We start from the raw sequence: 18,053 nt of genomic DNA, 5'->3' as shown, positions 1-18,053 counted from the left end.
GTAAGCCCCCAGGTTTGCGCTTTTAATTTTGCAGTAATGAGACCAGCAGGGGCATCCGGGCTGGTACCCGGACTATCAGCGGGATCCGAAGTGGCTTGGTGTAGTCGCTGTATAGGACTATCTCGAGCGTGCTATGGCGTCCACGCCGGTGGTGGCCCCTAAACGAGGGTGACCAAGCATGCAAGAAAGCGTGATGCAGCGCATGTGGAACAGCGCCTACCTTTCCGGTGGTAACGCTGCCTATGTGGAAGAGCTCTATGAGCTTTACCTGCACGACCCTAACGCTGTGCCAGAAGAATGGCGCACCTACTTTCAGAAGTTGCCCGCAGAAGGCAGCACCGCCACCGATGTTTCACACTCAACTATTCGCGATCATTTCGTGTTGCTGGCGAAAAACCAGCGCCGCGCTCAACCGGTATCTGCCGGTAGCGTGAGCAGCGAGCACGAGAAGAAGCAAGTTGAAGTGCTGCGATTGATTCAGGCTTACCGGATGCGCGGCCACCAGGCAGCCCAGCTGGACCCGCTGGGGCTGTGGAAGCGACCTGCTCCGGCAGACCTGTCAATCAACCATTACGGCATGACCAATGCCGATCTGGATACGACCTTCCGTGCCGGCGACCTGTTCATCGGCAAAGAGGAAGCGAGCCTACGCGAAATTTTCGAAGCGTTGCAGCAGACATATTGCCGCACCATCGGCGCCGAGTTCACCCACATCACCGATTCCGAGCAGCGCAGCTGGTTTCAGCAGCGTCTCGAAAGCGTGCGTGGGCGCCCGGCGTTCTCCCCCGAGATCCGTTCCCATGTGCTTGAGCGCGTGACGGCGGCCGAGGGTCTGGAGAAATACCTGGGCACCAAGTACCCAGGCACCAAGCGTTTCGGCCTGGAGGGGGGCGAGAGCCTGATCCCGATGCTGGACGAGATGATCCAGCGCTCAGGCTCCTACGGCACCAAAGAAGTCGTGATCGGCATGGCCCACCGTGGCCGTCTCAACGTGTTAGTCAACACCTTCGGCAAGAACCCGCGTGAGCTGTTCGACGAGTTCGAAGGCAAGAAGAAAGTCGAGCTGGGCTCTGGCGACGTTAAGTACCACCAGGGCTTCTCGTCGAACGTGATGACCACCGGCGGCGAAGTTCACCTGGCGATGGCGTTCAACCCGTCCCACCTGGAGATCGTCTCCCCAGTGGTCGAAGGTTCGGTGCGTGCTCGTCAGGACCGCCGCAATGACGCGGCCGGCGACAAAGTGCTGCCGATCTCGATCCACGGCGACGCGGCCTTCGCCGGCCAGGGCGTGGTCATGGAAACCTTCCAGATGTCCCAGACCCGCGGTTTCAAGACCGGCGGCACGGTGCACATCGTGATCAACAACCAGGTCGGTTTTACCATCAGCAACCCGTTCGACGCGCGCTCCACCGAGTACGCGACCGACGTGGCCAAGATGATTCAGGCGCCGATCCTGCACGTCAATGGCGATGACCCCGAAGCCGTGGTGTTCGTCACCCAGTTGGCTATCGACTACCGCATGCAGTTCAAGCGTGACGTGGTCATCGACCTGGTTTGCTACCGCCGCCGTGGTCACAACGAAGCCGACGAGCCTAGCGGCACGCAGCCGTTGATGTATCAGCAGATCGCCAAGCAGCGCACCACCCGCGAGCTGTATGCCGAAAGCCTGGTCAAGGCCGGTGCGGTCGATGAAGCCAGCGTTCAGGGCCAGATCGACGACTACCGCAATGCCTTGGACAACGGCTTGCACGTGGTCAAGAGCCTGGTCAAAGAGCCGAACAAAGAATTGTTCGTCGACTGGCGCCCTTACCTGGGCCATGCCTGGACCGCTCGGCACGACACCCGTTTCGACCTCAAGACCCTGCAGGAACTCTCAGCCAAGTTGCTGGAGATCCCGGAAGGTTTCGTCGTGCAACGCCAAGTGTCGAAGATCTACGAAGACCGCCAGAAAATGCAGGCCGGCGGCTTGCCGATCAACTGGGGTTACGCTGAAACCATGGCGTACGCGACCCTGGCGTTCGAAGGTCACCCGATCCGCATGACCGGCCAGGACATCGGCCGTGGCACCTTCTCGCACCGTCACGCGGTGTTGCACAACCAGAAGGATGCCGCCACCTACATTCCGTTGCAGAACCTCTACAGCGGCCAGCCACGTTTCGACCTGTACGATTCGTTCCTGTCCGAAGAAGCGGTGCTGGCGTTCGAATATGGCTACTCCACCACCACGCCCGAGGCGCTGGTGATCTGGGAAGCCCAGTTCGGCGACTTCGCTAACGGCGCGCAGGTGGTCATCGACCAATTCATCACCAGTGGCGAGCACAAGTGGGGCCGCCTGTGCGGTCTGACCATGCTGCTGCCGCACGGTTACGAAGGGCAGGGGCCAGAGCACTCCTCGGCACGTCTGGAGCGTTACCTGCAGTTGTGCGCTGAGCACAATATCCAGGTGTGCGTACCGACCACCCCAGCACAGATCTACCATCTGTTGCGTCGCCAGGTCATTCGCCCGCTGCGCAAACCGCTGGTTGTGCTCACGCCCAAGTCGCTGTTGCGCCACAAGCTGGCCGTATCGACCCTGGAAGATCTGGCCGAAGGTTCGTTCCAGACCGTGATCCCGGAAATCGACGCCCACGACCCGGCTAAAATCACGCGCCTGGTGCTGTGTGGCGGCAAGGTCTATTACGACCTGCTGGAAAAACGCCGTGCCGAAGGCCGTGACGATATCGCGATCGTGCGTATCGAGCAGCTCTATCCGTTCCCGGAAGATGACCTGATGGAGGCCATCGCACCCTACACCAACCTCGAAAACGTGGCCTGGTGTCAGGAAGAACCGATGAACCAGGGCGCCTGGTATAGCAGTCAGCACCATTTGCGTCGCAGCATCGGCAACCACAAGAAGACCCTGGTCCTCGAGTATGCCGGCCGTGAAGCATCCGCTGCACCGGCCTGTGGTTACGCTTCGATGCACGCCGAGCAGCAGGAAAAACTCCTGCGCGACGCTTTCACTGTCTAACCGCCTTCGAGCATAAGAAACCGAATTTAAGGAACTACTGATAATGGCTATCGAGATCAAAGCCCCTACTTTCCCGGAATCGGTTGCCGATGGCACCGTTGCCACCTGGCACAAGCAGCCTGGCGATGCCGTCAAGCGTGACGACCTGATCGTCGACATCGAAACCGACAAGGTGGTGCTGGAAGTATTGGCCACGGCAGACGGCGTGTTGGGCGCGATTGTCAAAAACGAAGGCGACACCGTGCTGTCCGACGAAGTGTTGGGCTCCATCGAAGCGGGCGGTGCGGCGGCAGCTCCCGCCGCTGCCCCGGCGGCCAGTGCGCCTGCTGAGGCTGCAGCTGCAGCCCCTGCGGCGGCTGACGAAGATGCTATCGGCGCCCCGGCGGCGCGCAAGCTGGCTGAAGAGAACGGCATCAACCTCAACAGCGTCAAGGGCACTGGCAAAGATGGCCGCGTCACTAAAGAAGACGTAGTCGCTGCCATCGAAGCGAAGAAAAGCGCGCCTGCCGCCAAGCCTGCGGCACCGGCTGCTGCGGCACCGGTGGTGGTTGCCAGCGGCGACCGCACTGAAAAACGTGTACCGATGACCCGCCTGCGTGCCAAAGTCGCCGAGCGTCTGGTTGAAGCCCAGTCGAACATGGCCATGCTGACCACGTTCAACGAAGTCGACATGACCGAGGTCATGGCTCTGCGCTCCAAGTACAAGGACCTGTTCGAGAAGTCCCACAACGGCGTGCGTCTGGGCTTTATGTCGTTCTTCGTCAAGGCCGCCACCGAAGCGCTCAAACGCTTCCCGGCGGTCAACGCTTCGATCGACGGTTCCGACATCGTTTACCACGGCTATGCTGACGTCGGCGTTGCCGTGTCCAGCGACCGTGGCCTGGTGGTGCCGGTCTTGCGTAACGCCGAGCAAATGAGCCTGGCGGAAATCGAAGGCGGTATCGCCACTTTCGGTAAAAAGGCGCGTGACGGTAAGCTGTCGATGGACGAAATGACCGGTGGTACGTTCACCATCACTAACGGTGGTACCTTCGGTTCGATGATGTCGACCCCGATCGTCAACCCACCACAGGCCGCCATCCTCGGTATGCACAACATTCTGCAGCGCCCGATGGCCGTCAATGGCCAGGTGGTGATTCGCCCAATGATGTACTTGGCCCTGTCCTACGATCACCGTTTGATCGACGGCAAAGAAGCCGTGACCTTCTTGGTGACCATCAAGAACCTGCTGGAAGACCCAGCGCGTCTGCTGTTGGATATCTGATAAAGCAGAGGCGGGCGGCATGCCTCGAGCTTCGAGCCTTTCCAGGTTCGGCTCAGGCATGCAGCTCGCAGCTTAAAGTTCGCAGCTAAGGATTTTTATATGACCCAGAAATTTGACGTGGTAGTGATTGGCGCGGGCCCTGGTGGCTATGTTGCGGCGATCAAGGCAGCCCAGTTGGGCCTCAAGACCGCCTGCATCGAGAAGTACCAAGATGGCGAGGGCAAGCTGGCCCTGGGCGGCACCTGCCTGAACGTCGGTTGCATCCCGTCCAAGGCGTTGCTGGACAGCTCCTGGAAGTTCCATGAGGCGCAGCATGGCTTCGCCATTCACGGTATCAACCATGCCGGCGTGAGCATGGACGTCCCGGCGATGATCGGCCGCAAAGCCAACATCGTCAAAGGCCTGACCTCGGGCGTCAGCACCCTGTTCAAAGCCAACGGCGTGACCGTACTGCAAGGCCACGGCAAGCTGCTGGCCGGCAAGCGGGTCGAAGTGACTGGGCCGAACGGCGTTGAAATCGTCGAAGCCGATAACGTCATCCTGGCTTCCGGTTCGCGCCCTATCGACATTCCACCAGCTCCGGTCAACCAGACCACCATCGTCGACTCCACCGGCGCGCTGGAATTCCAGCAAGTGCCAAAACGCCTTGGCGTGATCGGCGCGGGCGTTATCGGCCTGGAGCTGGGTTCAGTATGGTCGCGCCTGGGTTCGCAAGTGACCGTGCTGGAAGCGCTCGACACCTTCCTGATGGCCGCCGACACGGCAGTCTCCAAAGAAGCGCTGAAGACCTTCACCAAGCAGGGCCTGGACATCAAACTCGGCGCACGGGTGACCGGTTCCGAAGTCCAGGGCGAAGAAGTGCTGGTCAAGTACACCGACGCCAATGGCGAGCAGACCATCACCTTCGACAAGCTGATTGTGGCCGTAGGCCGTCGTCCAGTGACCACTGACCTGTTGGCAGCGGACAGCGGCGTCGATATCGACGAGCGCGGCTTTATCTTCGTCGACGACTACTGCGCCACCAGCGTCCCCGGCGTTTACGCCATTGGTGACGTGGTGCGCGGCATGATGCTGGCGCACAAAGCCTCGGAAGAGGGCATCATGGTCGTCGAGCGCATCAAGGGCCACAAGGCTGTGATGAACTACGACCTGGTCCCATCGGTTATCTACACCCACCCGGAAATCGCGTGGGTCGGCAAGACCGAACAGGCCTTGAAGGCCGAAGGCGTTGAAGTTAACGTAGGCACCTTCCCGTTCGCTGCCAGTGGCCGTGCCATGGCAGCCAACGACACCGGCGGTTTCGTCAAAATCATCGCTGACGCCAAGACCGATCGGGTCCTGGGTGTTCACGTGATTGGCCCGAGCGCCGCCGAGCTGGTACAGCAAGGCGCAATCGGCATGGAGTTCGGCACCAGTGCAGAAGACCTGGGCATGATGGTCTTCTCTCACCCGACCCTGTCCGAAGCGCTGCACGAAGCTGCTCTGGCGGTGAATGGCGGCGCCATTCACATTGCCAACCGCAAGAAGCGTTAAACAATAAGAAACCACGGTGGTCGGCCCGTCGTGAGTCGTGTGCGCATGACTCACCGCGGAATGTCCGCCGGACTCGACCTCGCGGGTCAACCCGCGCAGTAGCGGTCACAGGTGGTGCGGCACTTCCTGGCAACAGGAAGCGCAGCGCCGAAAGTGCAGTACCTAACGAAGACGGTAAAAAGCATGAATCTTCATGAGTATCAGGGTAAGCAGCTGTTCGCTGAATACGGCCTGCCAGTATCCAAGGGTTACGCGGTAGATACCCCGGAAGCAGCAGCCGAAGCGTGCGACAAGATTGGTGGCACCGAGTGGGTCGTCAAGGCCCAGGTCCACGCCGGTGGGCGCGGTAAAGCGGGCGGCGTCAAGCTGGTTCGCAGTAAGGAAGACGCCAAGGCGTTCGCTCAGCAGTGGTTGGGCAAGCGCCTGGTGACCTACCAGACCGACGCCAACGGCCAGCCCGTGACCAAGATTCTGGTCGAATCCTGCACCGACATCGCCAAAGAGCTGTACCTGGGCGCCGTCGTTGATCGTTCCAGCCGTCGTATCGTGTTCATGGCCTCCACCGAAGGTGGCGTCGACATCGAGAAGATCGCTCACGACACCCCCGAGAAGATCCTCAAGGCCACCGTTGACCCGCTGGTCGGCGCGCAGCCGTTCCAGGGTCGCGAGCTGGCTTTCCAGCTGGGTCTGGAAGGTAAGCAAGTGGCACAGTTCGCGAAAATTTTCGTCGGCCTGGCCAAGCTGTTCAAGGACCACGACCTGGCCCTGTTGGAAGTCAACCCGCTGGTCATCAAGGCCGACGGCGACCTGCACTGCCTGGACGCGAAGATCAACATCGACGCCAACGCAATGTATCGTCAGCCTAAGCTCAAGACCTTCCACGACCCATCCCAGGATGACCCGCGCGAAGCCCACGCTGCCAAGTTCGAACTGAACTACGTTGCCCTCGAAGGCAACATCGGCTGCATGGTCAACGGTGCTGGCCTGGCCATGGGGACCATGGACATCGTCAACCTGCATGGCGGCAAACCAGCCAACTTCCTCGACGTAGGCGGCGGTGCAACCAAGGAACGTGTGACCGAAGCGTTCAAGATCATCCTGTCCGACAACAACGTCGCTGCAGTTTTGGTCAACATCTTCGGCGGCATCGTGCGCTGCGACATGATTGCCGAAGGCATCATTGGCGCCGTGAAAGAAGTCGGCGTGAAAATCCCGGTCGTCGTTCGCCTCGAAGGCAACAACGCTGAACTGGGCGCCAAGGTACTGGCAGAAAGCGGTCTGAACATCATCGCTGCCACCAGCCTGACCGACGCTGCTCAACAAGTCGTTAAAGCTGCGGAGGGCAAGTAATGAGCGTCCTGATCAATAAAGACACCAAAGTCATCTGCCAGGGCTTCACTGGTTCGCAGGGTACTTTCCACTCCGAACAAGCCATTGCCTACGGCACCAAGATGGTTGGCGGCGTAACCCCAGGCAAAGGGGGTACTACCCACCTGAACCTGCCGGTGTTCAACACCGTCAAGGAAGCCGTAGAGACCACTGGCGCCACCGCCAGCGTTATCTACGTACCTGCACCCTTCTGCAAAGACTCCATCCTTGAAGCGGCATTCGCCGGTATCAAGCTGATCGTCTGCATCACCGAAGGCATTCCTACCCTGGACATGCTGGACGCCAAGGTCAAGTGCGACGAGCTGGGCGTGGTCCTGATCGGGCCTAACTGCCCAGGCGTGATCACTCCGGGCGAATGCAAGATCGGCATCATGCCCGGTCACATTCACTTGCCAGGCAAGGTCGGTATCGTTTCGCGTTCCGGCACCTTGACTTACGAAGCCGTGAAGCAGACCACCGACGCCGGTTTCGGCCAGTCGACTTGCGTCGGCATCGGTGGTGACCCGATCCCTGGTTCCAACTTCATCGATATCCTGAAGCTGTTCCAGGAAGACCCGCAGACCGAAGCGATCGTTATGATCGGCGAGATCGGCGGTTCGGCTGAAGAAGAAGCGGCAGCCTACATCAAGGCTAACGTGACCAAGCCTGTGGTTTCCTACATCGCCGGTGTGACTGCCCCTCCAGGCAAGCGCATGGGCCATGCGGGCGCGATCATCTCCGGCGGTAAAGGCACTGCTGACGAGAAGTTCGCTGCCCTGGAAGACGCCGGTGTTAAAACCGTGCGTTCGCTGGCAGACATCGGCAAGGCATTGTCCGAGCTGACCGGTTGGGCCATGAAGTAAGCCCTGTGCTTACTTAAGGGTTCTGCCCACAAAAGCCACCTTCGGGTGGCTTTTGTGTTTGTGCGGCCGACAAAAGCCATATGGCCAGGAGTCGGCCAATAGGCTGAAAAATGTGCGTTAAAGGTGCGTCAGTTAAGTGAATCGGCTACCCTTGCAGCCTTTTTTGCCGTCGCGCGCCTCATAAGGGTGCATGGGCGGCCGCTGGCTCGCACTTATCCTGGCGTCCAGGCTGCCCACTATCTAAAAGGGCAGGCCCCTCCCTTCAATGAATTAATCTGGTTTGCGTGATGAAAGTGTTGAAAGGCCAGGACATCCTGGCGCTGGGCTTCATGACTTTTGCTCTGTTCGTCGGAGCAGGCAATATTATTTTCCCTCCCATCGTGGGTCTGCACGCCGGGCCCCATGTCTGGTGGGCCGCTTTAGGCTTTCTGGTCACGGCCGTGGGCTTGCCCGTGATCACTGTGGTGGCACTGGCCCGGGTGGGCGGCGCCATGGATACCCTCAGTAGCCCCATCGGCAAGGTGGCGGGGGGGCTGTTGGCGGCGGTGTGTTACCTGACGGTCGGCCCCTTGTTCGCGACGCCGCGCACGGCCACCGTGTCCTTCGAAGTGGGCCTGGCCCCGCTGACCGGCGATGGCCCACTGGCGCTGTTTTTATACAGTGCGGTGTACTTTGTGTTGGTGTTTGCGGTGTCGCTGTACCCCGGGCGGCTGCTGGACACGGTAGGGCGGTTTTTGGCCCCGCTGAAGATCCTCGCCCTGGCGTTGCTGGGCATCGCTGCATTTGCCTGGCCGGCCGGCGGTATCGGCGAGGCTCAGCCTGCCTACGTGGCGGCGCCGTTCGCCCAAGGGTTTATCAATGGTTACCTGACCATGGACACCCTGGGCGCGCTGGTCTTCGGCATTGTCATTGTCAACGCGATTCGCTCGCGGGGTGTCGAGTCGCCGCAGTTGATCACCCGCTATGCAGTCATCGCTGGGTTGATTGCCGGGGTGGGGCTGGCATTGGTCTACATCAGCCTGTTTCGTCTGGGCGCCGGTAGCCACGTGATCGCTGCAGGCGCTAGCAATGGCGCGGCGGTGCTGCACGCCTATGTGCAAAGCACTTTCGGCACCCTGGGCAGCGCTTTCCTGGCGGTGCTGATTTCACTGGCCTGCCTGGTGACCGCAGTCGGTTTGACCTGTGCCTGCGCTGAATATTTTAGCCGCGTGCTGCCATTGTCATACCGCACCTTGGTGCTGCTGCTGGCGTTGTTCTCGCTGCTGGTGTCCAACCTTGGCTTGACCAAGCTGATCCAGTTTTCTATTCCCGTGCTCACGGCCATTTACCCGCCTTGCATCGTGCTGGTCGCGTTGAGTTTCTGCAAAGGGTTCTGGTATGCCCAAGGGCGTATCGTCGGGCCAGTGATGCTGATGGCGCTGATCTGCGGGGTGCTCGATGCGCTCAAAGGCCTGGGGGTAGGTGCCGACTGGCCACAGTTGCCATTCAGCGAGCAGGGCTTGGCATGGCTAGTGCCGTGCCTGGTGGTGTTAAGCGTCGCTGTGGTGGTCGATCGTTTGTTGGGTCGGCGTAGCGAAGCGCTGGCTTGATTTCACGTACACTGGCCCGGCTGTCACCTTTATTGTCGATTCAACAAGGAGTTGCTGAATGAGTATTCCATTCTGGTGTGTGTTCATCAGTGCGCTGTTGATCTATATCGCGCGAATGCCGGTGGCCAAGGCCATGAAGGCCGAAGGAGGCTATGACAATAATCAGCCCAGGGCGCAGCAAGCGCGTTTGACCGGGCTCGGCGCGCGGGCGCTGGCGGCCCATCAAAACAGCTTCGAGGCGTTTATCTTGTTCGCGGTGGGTGTGCTGATGGCGCATACCACGCAGACCCAAGGGTTTCTCATCGATGGGTTGGCGATTGTGTTCGTGATCGCACGTATCGCTTACTTGGGCTTGTATTTGGCCGACCGCGCTTCGCTGCGTTCTATGGCCTGGGTAGTGGGGGTGGTGTGCAGCCTGCTGCTGATGCTGGCACCGGTATTGCGCTGGGCACTGGCGTAGACACCGGCCTTGAAACGAGAAGGGGGCAAGCGGTTAACCGCTTGCCCCCTTTTTTTACAAAGCCCGAATCAGTTCTTCGGAGCAGCTTCCGGTGCTGGAGCGACCGGAGTGGCCGGGGCAGGTACGCCCTCTTTAGCAGCTTCTTGTTTGGCTTCAGCGCTGTCTTGAGCGGCTTCGGCGTTTTCCTTAGCGGCTTCGTTGACGTTTTCCTGAGCTTTATCCATCTGCTTTTGCGCGGATTCAGCGTGAGATTGAGCGTCTTGGGCTTTGTCTTCGGATTTGTTGTCGCATGCGGCCAGGCCGAGGGTGGCGGCAAGCATGAGGGCATAAGCGAAAGTGTTGCGCATGGGGTATTTCTCCTTATTGGGTGTACTGCAGCTTTCGAGCGCGCACCGCCAGATTAAGTTCCATCCTTGAAGTAGATATATAAACCCTGGATATGTATCGATTTTTTTTATTGACCCGGAGTCGCAAAGGGAATTTTTATTATCGGGTTAGCGGCCTCTGCACTTGAAATCGCCTCCCCGGCCCCCATCTGAATGACATCCCGCCGCGCATGACCTTGCCGCGCGGTATCTGCCATCTGATCGGAGTTTGATGACCATGAGCGTGGAAACTCAAAAGGAAACCCTGGGCTTCCAGACCGAGGTGAAGCAACTGCTGCACCTCATGATCCATTCGCTGTATTCCAACAAGGAAATTTTCCTTCGCGAACTGATCTCCAACGCTTCCGACGCGGTCGATAAGCTGCGTTTCGAAGCCTTGGCCAAGCCCGAGTTGCTCGAAGGCGCCAGCGATCTGAAGATCCGCGTGAGCTTCGACAAGCAAGCCAATACCGTCACCCTTGAGGACAACGGTATCGGCATGAACCGCGACGATGTCATCACCCACTTGGGCACCATTGCTAAGTCGGGCACCGCTGACTTCATGAAAAACCTCACCGGTGACCAGAAAAAAGACTCCCATCTGATCGGTCAATTCGGCGTCGGTTTCTACTCTGCCTTCATCGTGGCCGAACAGGTTGACGTGTTTAGTCGCCGTGCTGGCACCCCGGCGAGCGAAGGTGTGCATTGGTCTTCCAAAGGTGAAGGCGAGTTCGAGGTCGCCGGCATCGAGAAGCCTGAGCGCGGCACGCGTATCGTGCTGCATCTGAAGGCCGCCGAAAGCGAATTCGCCGATGGCTACCGCCTGCGCAATATCATCAAGAAGTACTCCGACCACATCGCCTTACCGATCGAATTGCCTAAAGAGCAGAGCGCCGCTGAAGGCGAAGAAACACCGGCTCTGGAATGGGAAACCGTCAACCGTGCCAGCGCTCTGTGGGCCCGTCCGCGTACCGAGATCAAGGACGAGGAATACCAGGAGTTCTACAAGCACGTTGGCCACGACTACGAAAACCCATTGACCTGGAGCCACAATAAGGTCGAAGGCAAGCTCGAATATACCTCGCTGCTCTACACACCGGCGCGTGCCCCGTTCGATCTGTACCAGCGCGAAGCGCCACGTGGGCTGAAGCTCTACGTGCAGCGTGTGTTCGTGATGGATCAGGCAGAGTCGTTCCTGCCGCTGTACCTGCGCTTTATCAAAGGTGTAGTGGACTCCAACGACCTGTCGCTTAACGTGTCCCGGGAGATTCTGCAGAAAGATCCGATCATCGATTCGATGAAATCGGCCCTGACCAAGCGCTCCCTGGACATGCTGGAAAAACTGGCGAAGAACGAGCCAGAGCAATACAAAGGTTTCTGGAAGAACTTCGGCCAAGTGCTGAAGGAAGGCCCGGCCGAAGATTTCGCCAACAAAGAGAAAATCGCTGGCCTGCTGCGGTTTGCATCCACCCAGGACGACAGTGGCGAACAGAGCGTCGGCTTGGCCGATTACCTGGCTCGGGTCAAAGACGGGCAGGAAAAAATCTACTACCTGACGGGTGAGTCCTACGCTCAGGTGAAAAACAGCCCGCATTTGGAAGTCTTCCGTAAGAAAGGCATCGAAGTGCTGCTGTTGACCGATCGTATCGATGAATGGCTGATGAGCTACCTGACCGACTTCGACGGCAAGGGCTTTGTCGACGTCGCCCGGGGTGACCTGGACTTGGGCAAACTGGACTCCGAAGAGGACAAAAAAGCCCAGGAAGAAGTGGCCAAGGGTAACGAAGGTTTGGTCGAGCGCCTGAAAGCTGCGCTGGGCGAGACCGTCAGCGAGGTGCGGGTTTCCCACCGCTTGACCGACTCTCCGGCGATTCTGGCCATTGGCGAACAGGACCTGGGCCTGCAAATGCGCCAGATCCTCGAAGCCAGCGGGCAGAAGGTGCCAGACTCCAAGCCGATCTTCGAATTCAACCCTAGCCACCCTCTGATCGAGAAGCTCGACCATGAGCAAAGTGAAGATCGCTTTGCCGATCTCTCGCATATCCTCTTCGATCAAGCCGCCCTGGCGGCCGGCGACAGCCTCAAGGACCCAGCGGCGTACGTGCGCCGTTTGAACAAGTTGCTGGTTGAGTTGTCGGTTTAAGCAAGTTGAAGGAAAGCCCGCTTCGGCGGGCTTTTTCATTTCCACTCCTTGGTTTATTTGGGGAAGCCGCAATGAGCACAGTTACTGTTAAATCCATTGTCTATGAAATCGAAGGTACGGCGTTTGAAAGCCGGCTGGTGTACGACACCGATATTCTGTCCCCGCGACCAGGCCTGGTGATGGCGCCGAATTGGATGGGCGTGACCGAAGGCGCTGAGCGTATTGCTCAGGCCGTGGCCTCCAAGGGCTATGTGGTGCTGCTGGCAGACCTTTACGGCAAAAGCGTGCGGCCGACTAACCCCGATGATGCCGGCGCGGCCATGATGCCTCTCAAGGACGACCGAGCGTTGCTGCGCAAGCGCATGCAGGCCGCTTACGAGCAACTGCAGGCGCAAACCTTAACGGTCGTGGATAAAGCCAATATGGCTGCGTTCGGTTTTTGCTTCGGCGGTTGCTGCGCCCTCGAGCTGGCACGCGACGGTGCGCCGCTAAAGGCTGCGGTGTCGTTCCATGGCACGCTGGACACGCCTAACCCGGCCGATGCCAAGAACATCGCAGGTTCGGTCTTGGTACTGCATGGTGCAGCGGACCCCTTGGTGCCCAAAGAGCAACTGCCGGCTTTCGAAGCGGAGATGGATGCCGCCGGTGTGGACTGGCAATTGCTGAGTTACGGTGGGGCGGTGCACTCGTTCACTGACCCTGAGGCGAACACGCCGGGCATGTTCATGTATGACCAGAAAACCTCCGACCGGGCTTTCCAGGCCATGCACAACCTGTTGGAAGAAGTCTTCAAGGCCTGATCAGGTCAGTGGCGGCTCTTCGGCCAGGTAGGTGGTGACGCTTACCTGCGCCGTGGTCATTAAATTGTGCACGGGGCAGTGGTCGGCGACGCGGTCCAGCTCTTTGCGTTGCGCCGTGCTGAGTGTGCCGCTCAATGTCAGTCTGACTTCCAGCCGGTAATGGCCGGTGGCCTCCTGGGTATTATTGCGGGTGACCTCCACACATATGCCCTTGAGCGGGATGCCCCGGCGTTGCGCGTGGAGTCGCAAGGTTTGCGCCTTGCACGCTCCCAGTGCGGCATCGAAGTAGTCGTGGGGGGAGGGCGCTTGGCCTTCACCGCCCAATGCTTCGGGTAAGTCGCTGAAGAAGGTATGCCCGTCGGCCTCAATGCTGTGTAAATAGCCTTCGTCGCTGCGCACGGTGATGGTCATGGCGGTCCTTGCATGTGGCGGTGTACGTCTTTGAGTGCGTATTCGCCATCGGTGTTCCATCGACCAATGAAGATCGGGGCCGAGGCCCCTCGCTACTGTGGCGAGGGGCCTCGGCCCCGTCTTACCCATACAACAACGGCGCCTTGAGGCGCCGTCGTATGAGCTGTTACTTTCCCTGCCAGCGCTTGAGCACCAGCGTGGCGTTGGTGCCGCCAAAGCCAAAGCTGTTGCTCATGATCGTGTTGAGCTCAACATTTTCCTTGGTCACGGTCTGAATCGGCATGTCGGCGACTTCCGGGTCCAGCTCGTCGATGTTCGCAGAGCCGGCAATGAAATTGCCTTCCATCATCAGCATGCAGTAGATCGCTTCATGCACGCCCGCAGCACCCAAAGAATGCCCCGAGAGGCTTTTGGTCGAGCTGATGGCGGGGGCTTTGTCGCCGAACACTTCACGCACGCCTTTCATTTCTGCGACGTCGCCCACTGGCGTAGAGGTGCCGTGGGTGTTCAGGTAGTCGATAGGCGTGTCGACGGTAGCCAACGCTTGGCGCATGCAACGGATCGCGCCTTCGCCGCTCGGGGCAACCATGTCATAGCCATCGGAAGTCGCACCGTAGCCTACTACCTCGGCGTAGATTTTCGCGCCGCGAGCCAGGGCGTGTTCGAGCTCTTCGACTACCACCATGCCGCCGCCGCCGGCGATGACGAAACCATCACGCTTGGCGTCGTAGGCGCGGGAGGCCTTTTCCGGGGTCTCGTTGTATTGGCTGGACAGGGCGCCCATGGCGTCGAACAGGAACGACTGGGTCCAATGTTCTTCTTCGCCGCCACCGGCGAAAACGACGTCTTGCTTGCCCAGCTGAATTTGCTCCATGGCGTTGCCGATGCAATGGGCGCTGGTGGCGCAGGCCGAGGCGATCGAGTAGTTCACGCCTTTGATCTTGAAAGGCGTGGCCAGGCAGGCGGAAACCGTGCTGCTCATGGTCCGCGTGACCCGATACGGGCCGACACGTTTCACGCCTTTTTCGCGCAGGATGTCCAGCGCTTCCATCTGGTTCAGCGTGGAGGCGCCACCGGAGCCGGCAATCAGGCCGGTGCGGGGGTTGGAGATCTGCTCGTCGGTCAAGCCGGAGTCCGCTATCGCGGATTTCATGGCCAGGTAGGCATAAGCCGCCGCGTGGCCGACGAAGCGATACACCTTGCGGTCGATCAATTCTTCGAGGTTGAGGTCGATGGAACCGGAAACCTGGCTACGCAGGCCCATTTCGGCATATTCCGGGTTGAAGCGGATGCCAGGGCGGCTCGCCCGCAGGTTTGCGGAGACGGTGTCTTTGTCATTGCCCAAGCAGGAAACAATGCCCAGACCAGTGATAACGACGCGGCGCATGCGGATACCCTTAGAAATTTTCGGTGGATGTGAACACGCCGACGCGAAGGCCGTCGGCGGTGTAGATCTCGCGACCGTCAACGGTCACTGAACCATCGGCAATGGCCAGATTCAGCTTGCCCTTCATGACGCGTTTGATCTGAATGTTATAGGTGACTTTCTTCGCGGTCGGCAGCACCTGACCGAAAAACTTCACTTCACCGGAGCCCAAGGCGCGCCCGCGCCCTGGATTGCCTTGCCAGCCAAGGAAAAAGCCGACGAGCTGCCACATGGCATCGAGGCCGAGGCAGCCAGGCATGACCGGGTCACCTTCGAAGTGGCACGCGAAGAACCACAAGTCTGGATTGATATCCAGCTCGGCGACCAATTCACCTTTGCCGTACTTGCCGCCCTCGGCGCTGATATGGGTGATACGATCGACCATCAGCATGTTGGGGGCGGGCAGTTGCGCGTTACCTGGGCCGAACAGCTCACCGCGACTGCAGCGCAGCAGGTCTTCCCGAGTAAAGGCGTTTTGTTGGGTCATGCGAGCTCCTCAATAATCCCTGGGTGGCAGGGGGCAAATCTTCCCGGCCGATCAAAAGCGGTCATGCCCGACCGGCAGCCTACACATAGACTATTGCGTTGTGGTGAAAGTCACAGCACCGGTGGCATCAATGTACACCTGTGCACTGAAATGAATAGCCAGACCTTATCATCTGCATAATGCAACGTGCAAAGATTGCCGCAGTTTACCAGTTTTTGCCGACTAACTGCTGGGATATGGACCGTTCAACCCAGCCATCGTTGCAAGGTTTCCTGCAGTTCGACGCGCTTGAAGGGTTTGGCCAGGTAATCATCCATTCCGGCGCTCAAACACACCTCGCGGTCACCCTGTAGTGCGTTGGCGGTCAGCGCGATGATCGGCCAGGCTTCACGGCCCGGTAGCGTGCGGATCCTGCGGGTGGCTTCATAACCGTCGATGCCGGGCAGGCGGCAGTCCATCAAGACCGCGTCGAACTGCTGTTGGGTACACAACTCGATGGCGGCCGCGCCATCCGCTGCCAGGCTGACTTGGTAGCCCAGGCTGCGCAGCATCGCCTCGATCACGGTCTGGTTGACCGGGTTGTCTTCCACCAGTAATACCTTGCGCATGCCGTTCAGGCGCGCGGCGTCGGGGGCTTGTCGCGGTGGCGGTGCCAACGGGGTGTGCTGTTGGCTGAGGGCCAGCGGAACCTCTAGGGTAAACTGCGAACCGCGGTCTTTTTCGCTGTGGGCGCGCAGGGTACCGCCCATGCGTTCGGCCAGGGTTCGCGCAATCGGCAGGCCCAGGCCGGTGCCGCCATAGCGCCGGGAAATCGAGCTGTCGGCCTGCTGGAAGGCAACGAACATTTGCTCCAGGCGCTCGCTGTCGATGCCGATGCCGGTGTCACTGATGCGGCAGGTGAACCAGATCAGTTGAGCGTCCAGCACCTGCCAGTGGGCTTGGATACTGACCGTGCCTTCTTCGGTGAACTTCAAGGCGTTGCCGATCAGGTTGACCAGAATCTGCCGAATCCGGGTAGGGTCGCCGTCCACATTCAGCCGTTCGATGCCTGGCGCCAAGTCGAGATCGAGCACCAGCCCACTTTGTCGGGCACTGTGTTGAAACGCTTGGGCGCACGTGTTGATCAGTTCCCCGAGGTTGAACCTGATGTGTTCGAGTTCCAACTCCGTGCGCTCGATACGGGAAAAGTCGAGGATGTCGTTGATCACCTTGAGCAGGTGTTCGGTCGACTCCATGGCCAGGGCCGCATACTCCGCTTGCTCATCATTCAGCGGCGTAGTCTCCAGCAACTGCAGCATGCCCAGTACGCCATTCATGGGGGTGCGCAATTCGTGGCTCATCATTGCCAGAAATTCCGACTTGGCGCTGTTGGCCTGCTCGGCCTGTTCGCGGGTGGCGATCAACTGCTCGATGGCTTGTTGTTGCTCGCGGGCAGCGCTGGCCAGGCCGTTGGCTAAATTATTGATGTGCCGGGCCAGGTCACCCAGCTCGTTGTTGTCGACGATCGGCAGCGGTGCGTTGAAGTCGCCTGCTTGCATCGCCTTGACCGCCAGGCCCATGGCGCTGATCGGTTGGGCCAGGCTAAGGGCCAGGCGCCGCGCCAGAATGAAGGTGAATAACAGGGCGAATAACGCCAGCACGCCCGCCTTGAAGAGTATTTCCTGCTGGCGTTGGCTAAAGGCTTCGGAGGACATACCGATGATGACCCGGCCCAGGTATTCGTTGCTGTCGGTGTTGCGAATGGCTTGGGTCTCGCTGATATAGCCACTGGCCAATTGAATATGCTGAAGCCGGATAGGGGCCTGGAAAACGTCGAGGCGGCTGGAGCGGTCATGCTGTTCGCCGGGCTGTTCGACATACACCAGCACCTGGTCAGTGGGGTCCTGAATTTCCAGAAAGCGCACGTGGGGCGTCGACAGGGTGGCGCGCAGCAGACTTTCCAGAACAGCCATGTTGCCGGCCACTACCCCGTACTCGGCTGCGGGGGCCAACTGGTTGGCGATCAACTGGCCCGTGTGGTCGAGTTCCTGACGTAAATCCTGAATACGCACATAGGTGAAAAAGCCAATCAGCAGGAGCGTCAGGAGCAGAGCCGGGCCAAGGCTGATCAGTTGCGTGCGGGTATGAATATCGCCCCGCCAGCGCGAAGTCATAGCGCTGCCCGGGGAACAATCGACCCGCCGGCAGGCGTCGGGCGCAGCGAAAGGATGCACGGTAAGCGCATGGATTTACTCGACTCTGGTGCCAGCGCACGGGGCATATTATGGCTACCGTGGGAGCGTACTCGGCACGGCGGCATTCAGACAAAGGCTAAAGTTTGCGGATTGTCGCCTA

14 protein-coding genes are annotated in these 18,053 nt (G+C 59.5%); 9 read left to right on the top strand and 5 right to left on the bottom strand.

The window, feature by feature from the left end:
• Positions 1-178: 178 nt before the first annotated feature.
• From QCL65_RS16620 to QCL65_RS16590, 7 genes are all read left to right on the top strand, one after another.
• Positions 179-3,010, top strand: coding sequence for a 2-oxoglutarate dehydrogenase E1 component (locus QCL65_RS16620; protein ID WP_407310581.1), 2,832 nt, complete (start codon positions 179-181; stop codon positions 3,008-3,010).
• 43 nt (positions 3,011-3,053) lie between these two features.
• Entirely contained in the window at positions 3,054-4,274 is a 1,221-nt protein-coding gene (odhB, locus tag QCL65_RS16615) for a 2-oxoglutarate dehydrogenase complex dihydrolipoyllysine-residue succinyltransferase (RefSeq protein ID WP_407310579.1), read from the top strand.
• Between the two features lie 99 nt (positions 4,275-4,373).
• Positions 4,374-5,807 (top strand): dihydrolipoyl dehydrogenase, encoded by a 1,434-nt coding sequence (gene lpdA / locus QCL65_RS16610; protein ID WP_407310577.1) that lies wholly within the window; start codon positions 4,374-4,376, stop codon positions 5,805-5,807.
• A gap of 183 nt (positions 5,808-5,990) precedes the next feature.
• Entirely contained in the window at positions 5,991-7,157 is a 1,167-nt protein-coding gene (gene sucC / locus QCL65_RS16605; protein ID WP_407310575.1) for an ADP-forming succinate--CoA ligase subunit beta, read from the top strand.
• Positions 7,157-8,038 carry a succinate--CoA ligase subunit alpha gene (gene sucD / locus QCL65_RS16600; protein ID WP_407310573.1) on the top strand — a complete coding sequence of 294 codons (882 nt, stop codon included), beginning with the start codon at positions 7,157-7,159 and terminating at the stop codon, positions 8,036-8,038. Before sucC ends, sucD begins: the two co-directional genes overlap by 1 nt.
• A gap of 287 nt (positions 8,039-8,325) precedes the next feature.
• Positions 8,326-9,627: a branched-chain amino acid transport system II carrier protein gene (brnQ, locus tag QCL65_RS16595; RefSeq protein ID WP_407310571.1), complete on the top strand. Its 1,302-nt coding sequence runs from the start codon at positions 8,326-8,328 to the stop codon at positions 9,625-9,627.
• A gap of 58 nt (positions 9,628-9,685) precedes the next feature.
• Positions 9,686-10,087: an MAPEG family protein gene (locus QCL65_RS16590; RefSeq protein WP_407310569.1), complete on the top strand. Its 402-nt coding sequence runs from the start codon at positions 9,686-9,688 to the stop codon at positions 10,085-10,087.
• 68 nt (positions 10,088-10,155) lie between these two features.
• On the opposite strand, the gene QCL65_RS16585 is transcribed toward QCL65_RS16590, so the two are convergent.
• The gene (locus tag QCL65_RS16585; protein WP_407310567.1) at positions 10,156-10,434 is read right to left on the bottom strand and encodes a hypothetical protein; all 279 of its coding nucleotides are present in this window, start codon (positions 10,432-10,434) and stop codon (positions 10,156-10,158) included.
• Between the two features lie 256 nt (positions 10,435-10,690).
• Between QCL65_RS16585 and htpG the strand changes: the two genes are divergently transcribed.
• Positions 10,691-12,595: a molecular chaperone HtpG gene (htpG, locus tag QCL65_RS16580; RefSeq protein WP_407310565.1), complete on the top strand. Its 1,905-nt coding sequence runs from the start codon at positions 10,691-10,693 to the stop codon at positions 12,593-12,595.
• A gap of 71 nt (positions 12,596-12,666) precedes the next feature.
• On the top strand, positions 12,667-13,395 hold the full coding sequence (locus tag QCL65_RS16575; protein WP_407310563.1) for a dienelactone hydrolase family protein: 729 nt from the start codon (positions 12,667-12,669) through the stop codon (positions 13,393-13,395).
• Here the strand turns inward: QCL65_RS16575 and QCL65_RS16570 are convergent, their stop codons facing one another.
• The 4 genes from QCL65_RS16570 to QCL65_RS16555 all read right to left on the bottom strand — a co-directional run bounded on the left by QCL65_RS16570 (position 13,396) and on the right by QCL65_RS16555 (position 17,872).
• Positions 13,396-13,806 carry an OsmC family protein gene (locus QCL65_RS16570; RefSeq protein WP_407310561.1) on the bottom strand — a complete coding sequence of 137 codons (411 nt, stop codon included), beginning with the start codon at positions 13,804-13,806 and terminating at the stop codon, positions 13,396-13,398.
• 166 nt (positions 13,807-13,972) lie between these two features.
• Complete coding sequence (fabB, locus tag QCL65_RS16565) at positions 13,973-15,193, bottom strand: beta-ketoacyl-ACP synthase I (RefSeq protein ID WP_407310559.1); 1,221 nt, start codon at positions 15,191-15,193, stop codon at positions 13,973-13,975.
• 10 nt (positions 15,194-15,203) lie between these two features.
• Positions 15,204-15,719 carry a 3-hydroxyacyl-[acyl-carrier-protein] dehydratase FabA gene (gene fabA / locus QCL65_RS16560; RefSeq protein ID WP_407310557.1) on the bottom strand — a complete coding sequence of 172 codons (516 nt, stop codon included), beginning with the start codon at positions 15,717-15,719 and terminating at the stop codon, positions 15,204-15,206.
• A gap of 245 nt (positions 15,720-15,964) precedes the next feature.
• On the bottom strand, positions 15,965-17,872 hold the full coding sequence (locus tag QCL65_RS16555; RefSeq protein WP_407310555.1) for a response regulator: 1,908 nt from the start codon (positions 17,870-17,872) through the stop codon (positions 15,965-15,967).
• Positions 17,873-18,053: the final 181 nt, after the last annotated feature.

This window comes from Pseudomonas sp. nanlin1 (assembly GCF_045571515.1).
In the GTDB taxonomy this organism is placed as follows: Bacteria; Pseudomonadota; Gammaproteobacteria; order Pseudomonadales; family Pseudomonadaceae; genus Aquipseudomonas.
This window is presented reverse-complemented; position numbering and strand designations above follow the sequence as displayed.

Bases quoted from the DNA above. Each gene is read 5' to 3' on its own strand.
- QCL65_RS16590 (WP_407310569.1), top strand. From the start codon at position 9,686: ATGAGTATTCCATTCTGGTGTGTGTTCATCAGTGCGCTGTTGATCTAT.
- sucC (WP_407310575.1), top strand. From the start codon at position 5,991: ATGAATCTTCATGAGTATCAGGGTAAGCAGCTGTTCGCTGAATACGGC.
- QCL65_RS16555 (WP_407310555.1), bottom strand. From the start codon at position 17,872: ATGACTTCGCGCTGGCGGGGCGATATTCATACCCGCACGCAACTGATC.
- lpdA (WP_407310577.1), top strand. From the start codon at position 4,374: ATGACCCAGAAATTTGACGTGGTAGTGATTGGCGCGGGCCCTGGTGGC.
- htpG (WP_407310565.1), top strand. From the start codon at position 10,691: ATGAGCGTGGAAACTCAAAAGGAAACCCTGGGCTTCCAGACCGAGGTG.
- fabB (WP_407310559.1), bottom strand. From the start codon at position 15,193: ATGCGCCGCGTCGTTATCACTGGTCTGGGCATTGTTTCCTGCTTGGGC.
- QCL65_RS16575 (WP_407310563.1), top strand. From the start codon at position 12,667: ATGAGCACAGTTACTGTTAAATCCATTGTCTATGAAATCGAAGGTACG.
- brnQ (WP_407310571.1), top strand. From the start codon at position 8,326: ATGAAAGTGTTGAAAGGCCAGGACATCCTGGCGCTGGGCTTCATGACT.
- QCL65_RS16585 (WP_407310567.1), bottom strand. From the start codon at position 10,434: ATGCGCAACACTTTCGCTTATGCCCTCATGCTTGCCGCCACCCTCGGC.
- QCL65_RS16620 (WP_407310581.1), top strand. From the start codon at position 179: ATGCAAGAAAGCGTGATGCAGCGCATGTGGAACAGCGCCTACCTTTCC.
- QCL65_RS16570 (WP_407310561.1), bottom strand. From the start codon at position 13,806: ATGACCATCACCGTGCGCAGCGACGAAGGCTATTTACACAGCATTGAG.
- odhB (WP_407310579.1), top strand. From the start codon at position 3,054: ATGGCTATCGAGATCAAAGCCCCTACTTTCCCGGAATCGGTTGCCGAT.
- fabA (WP_407310557.1), bottom strand. From the start codon at position 15,719: ATGACCCAACAAAACGCCTTTACTCGGGAAGACCTGCTGCGCTGCAGT.
- sucD (WP_407310573.1), top strand. From the start codon at position 7,157: ATGAGCGTCCTGATCAATAAAGACACCAAAGTCATCTGCCAGGGCTTC.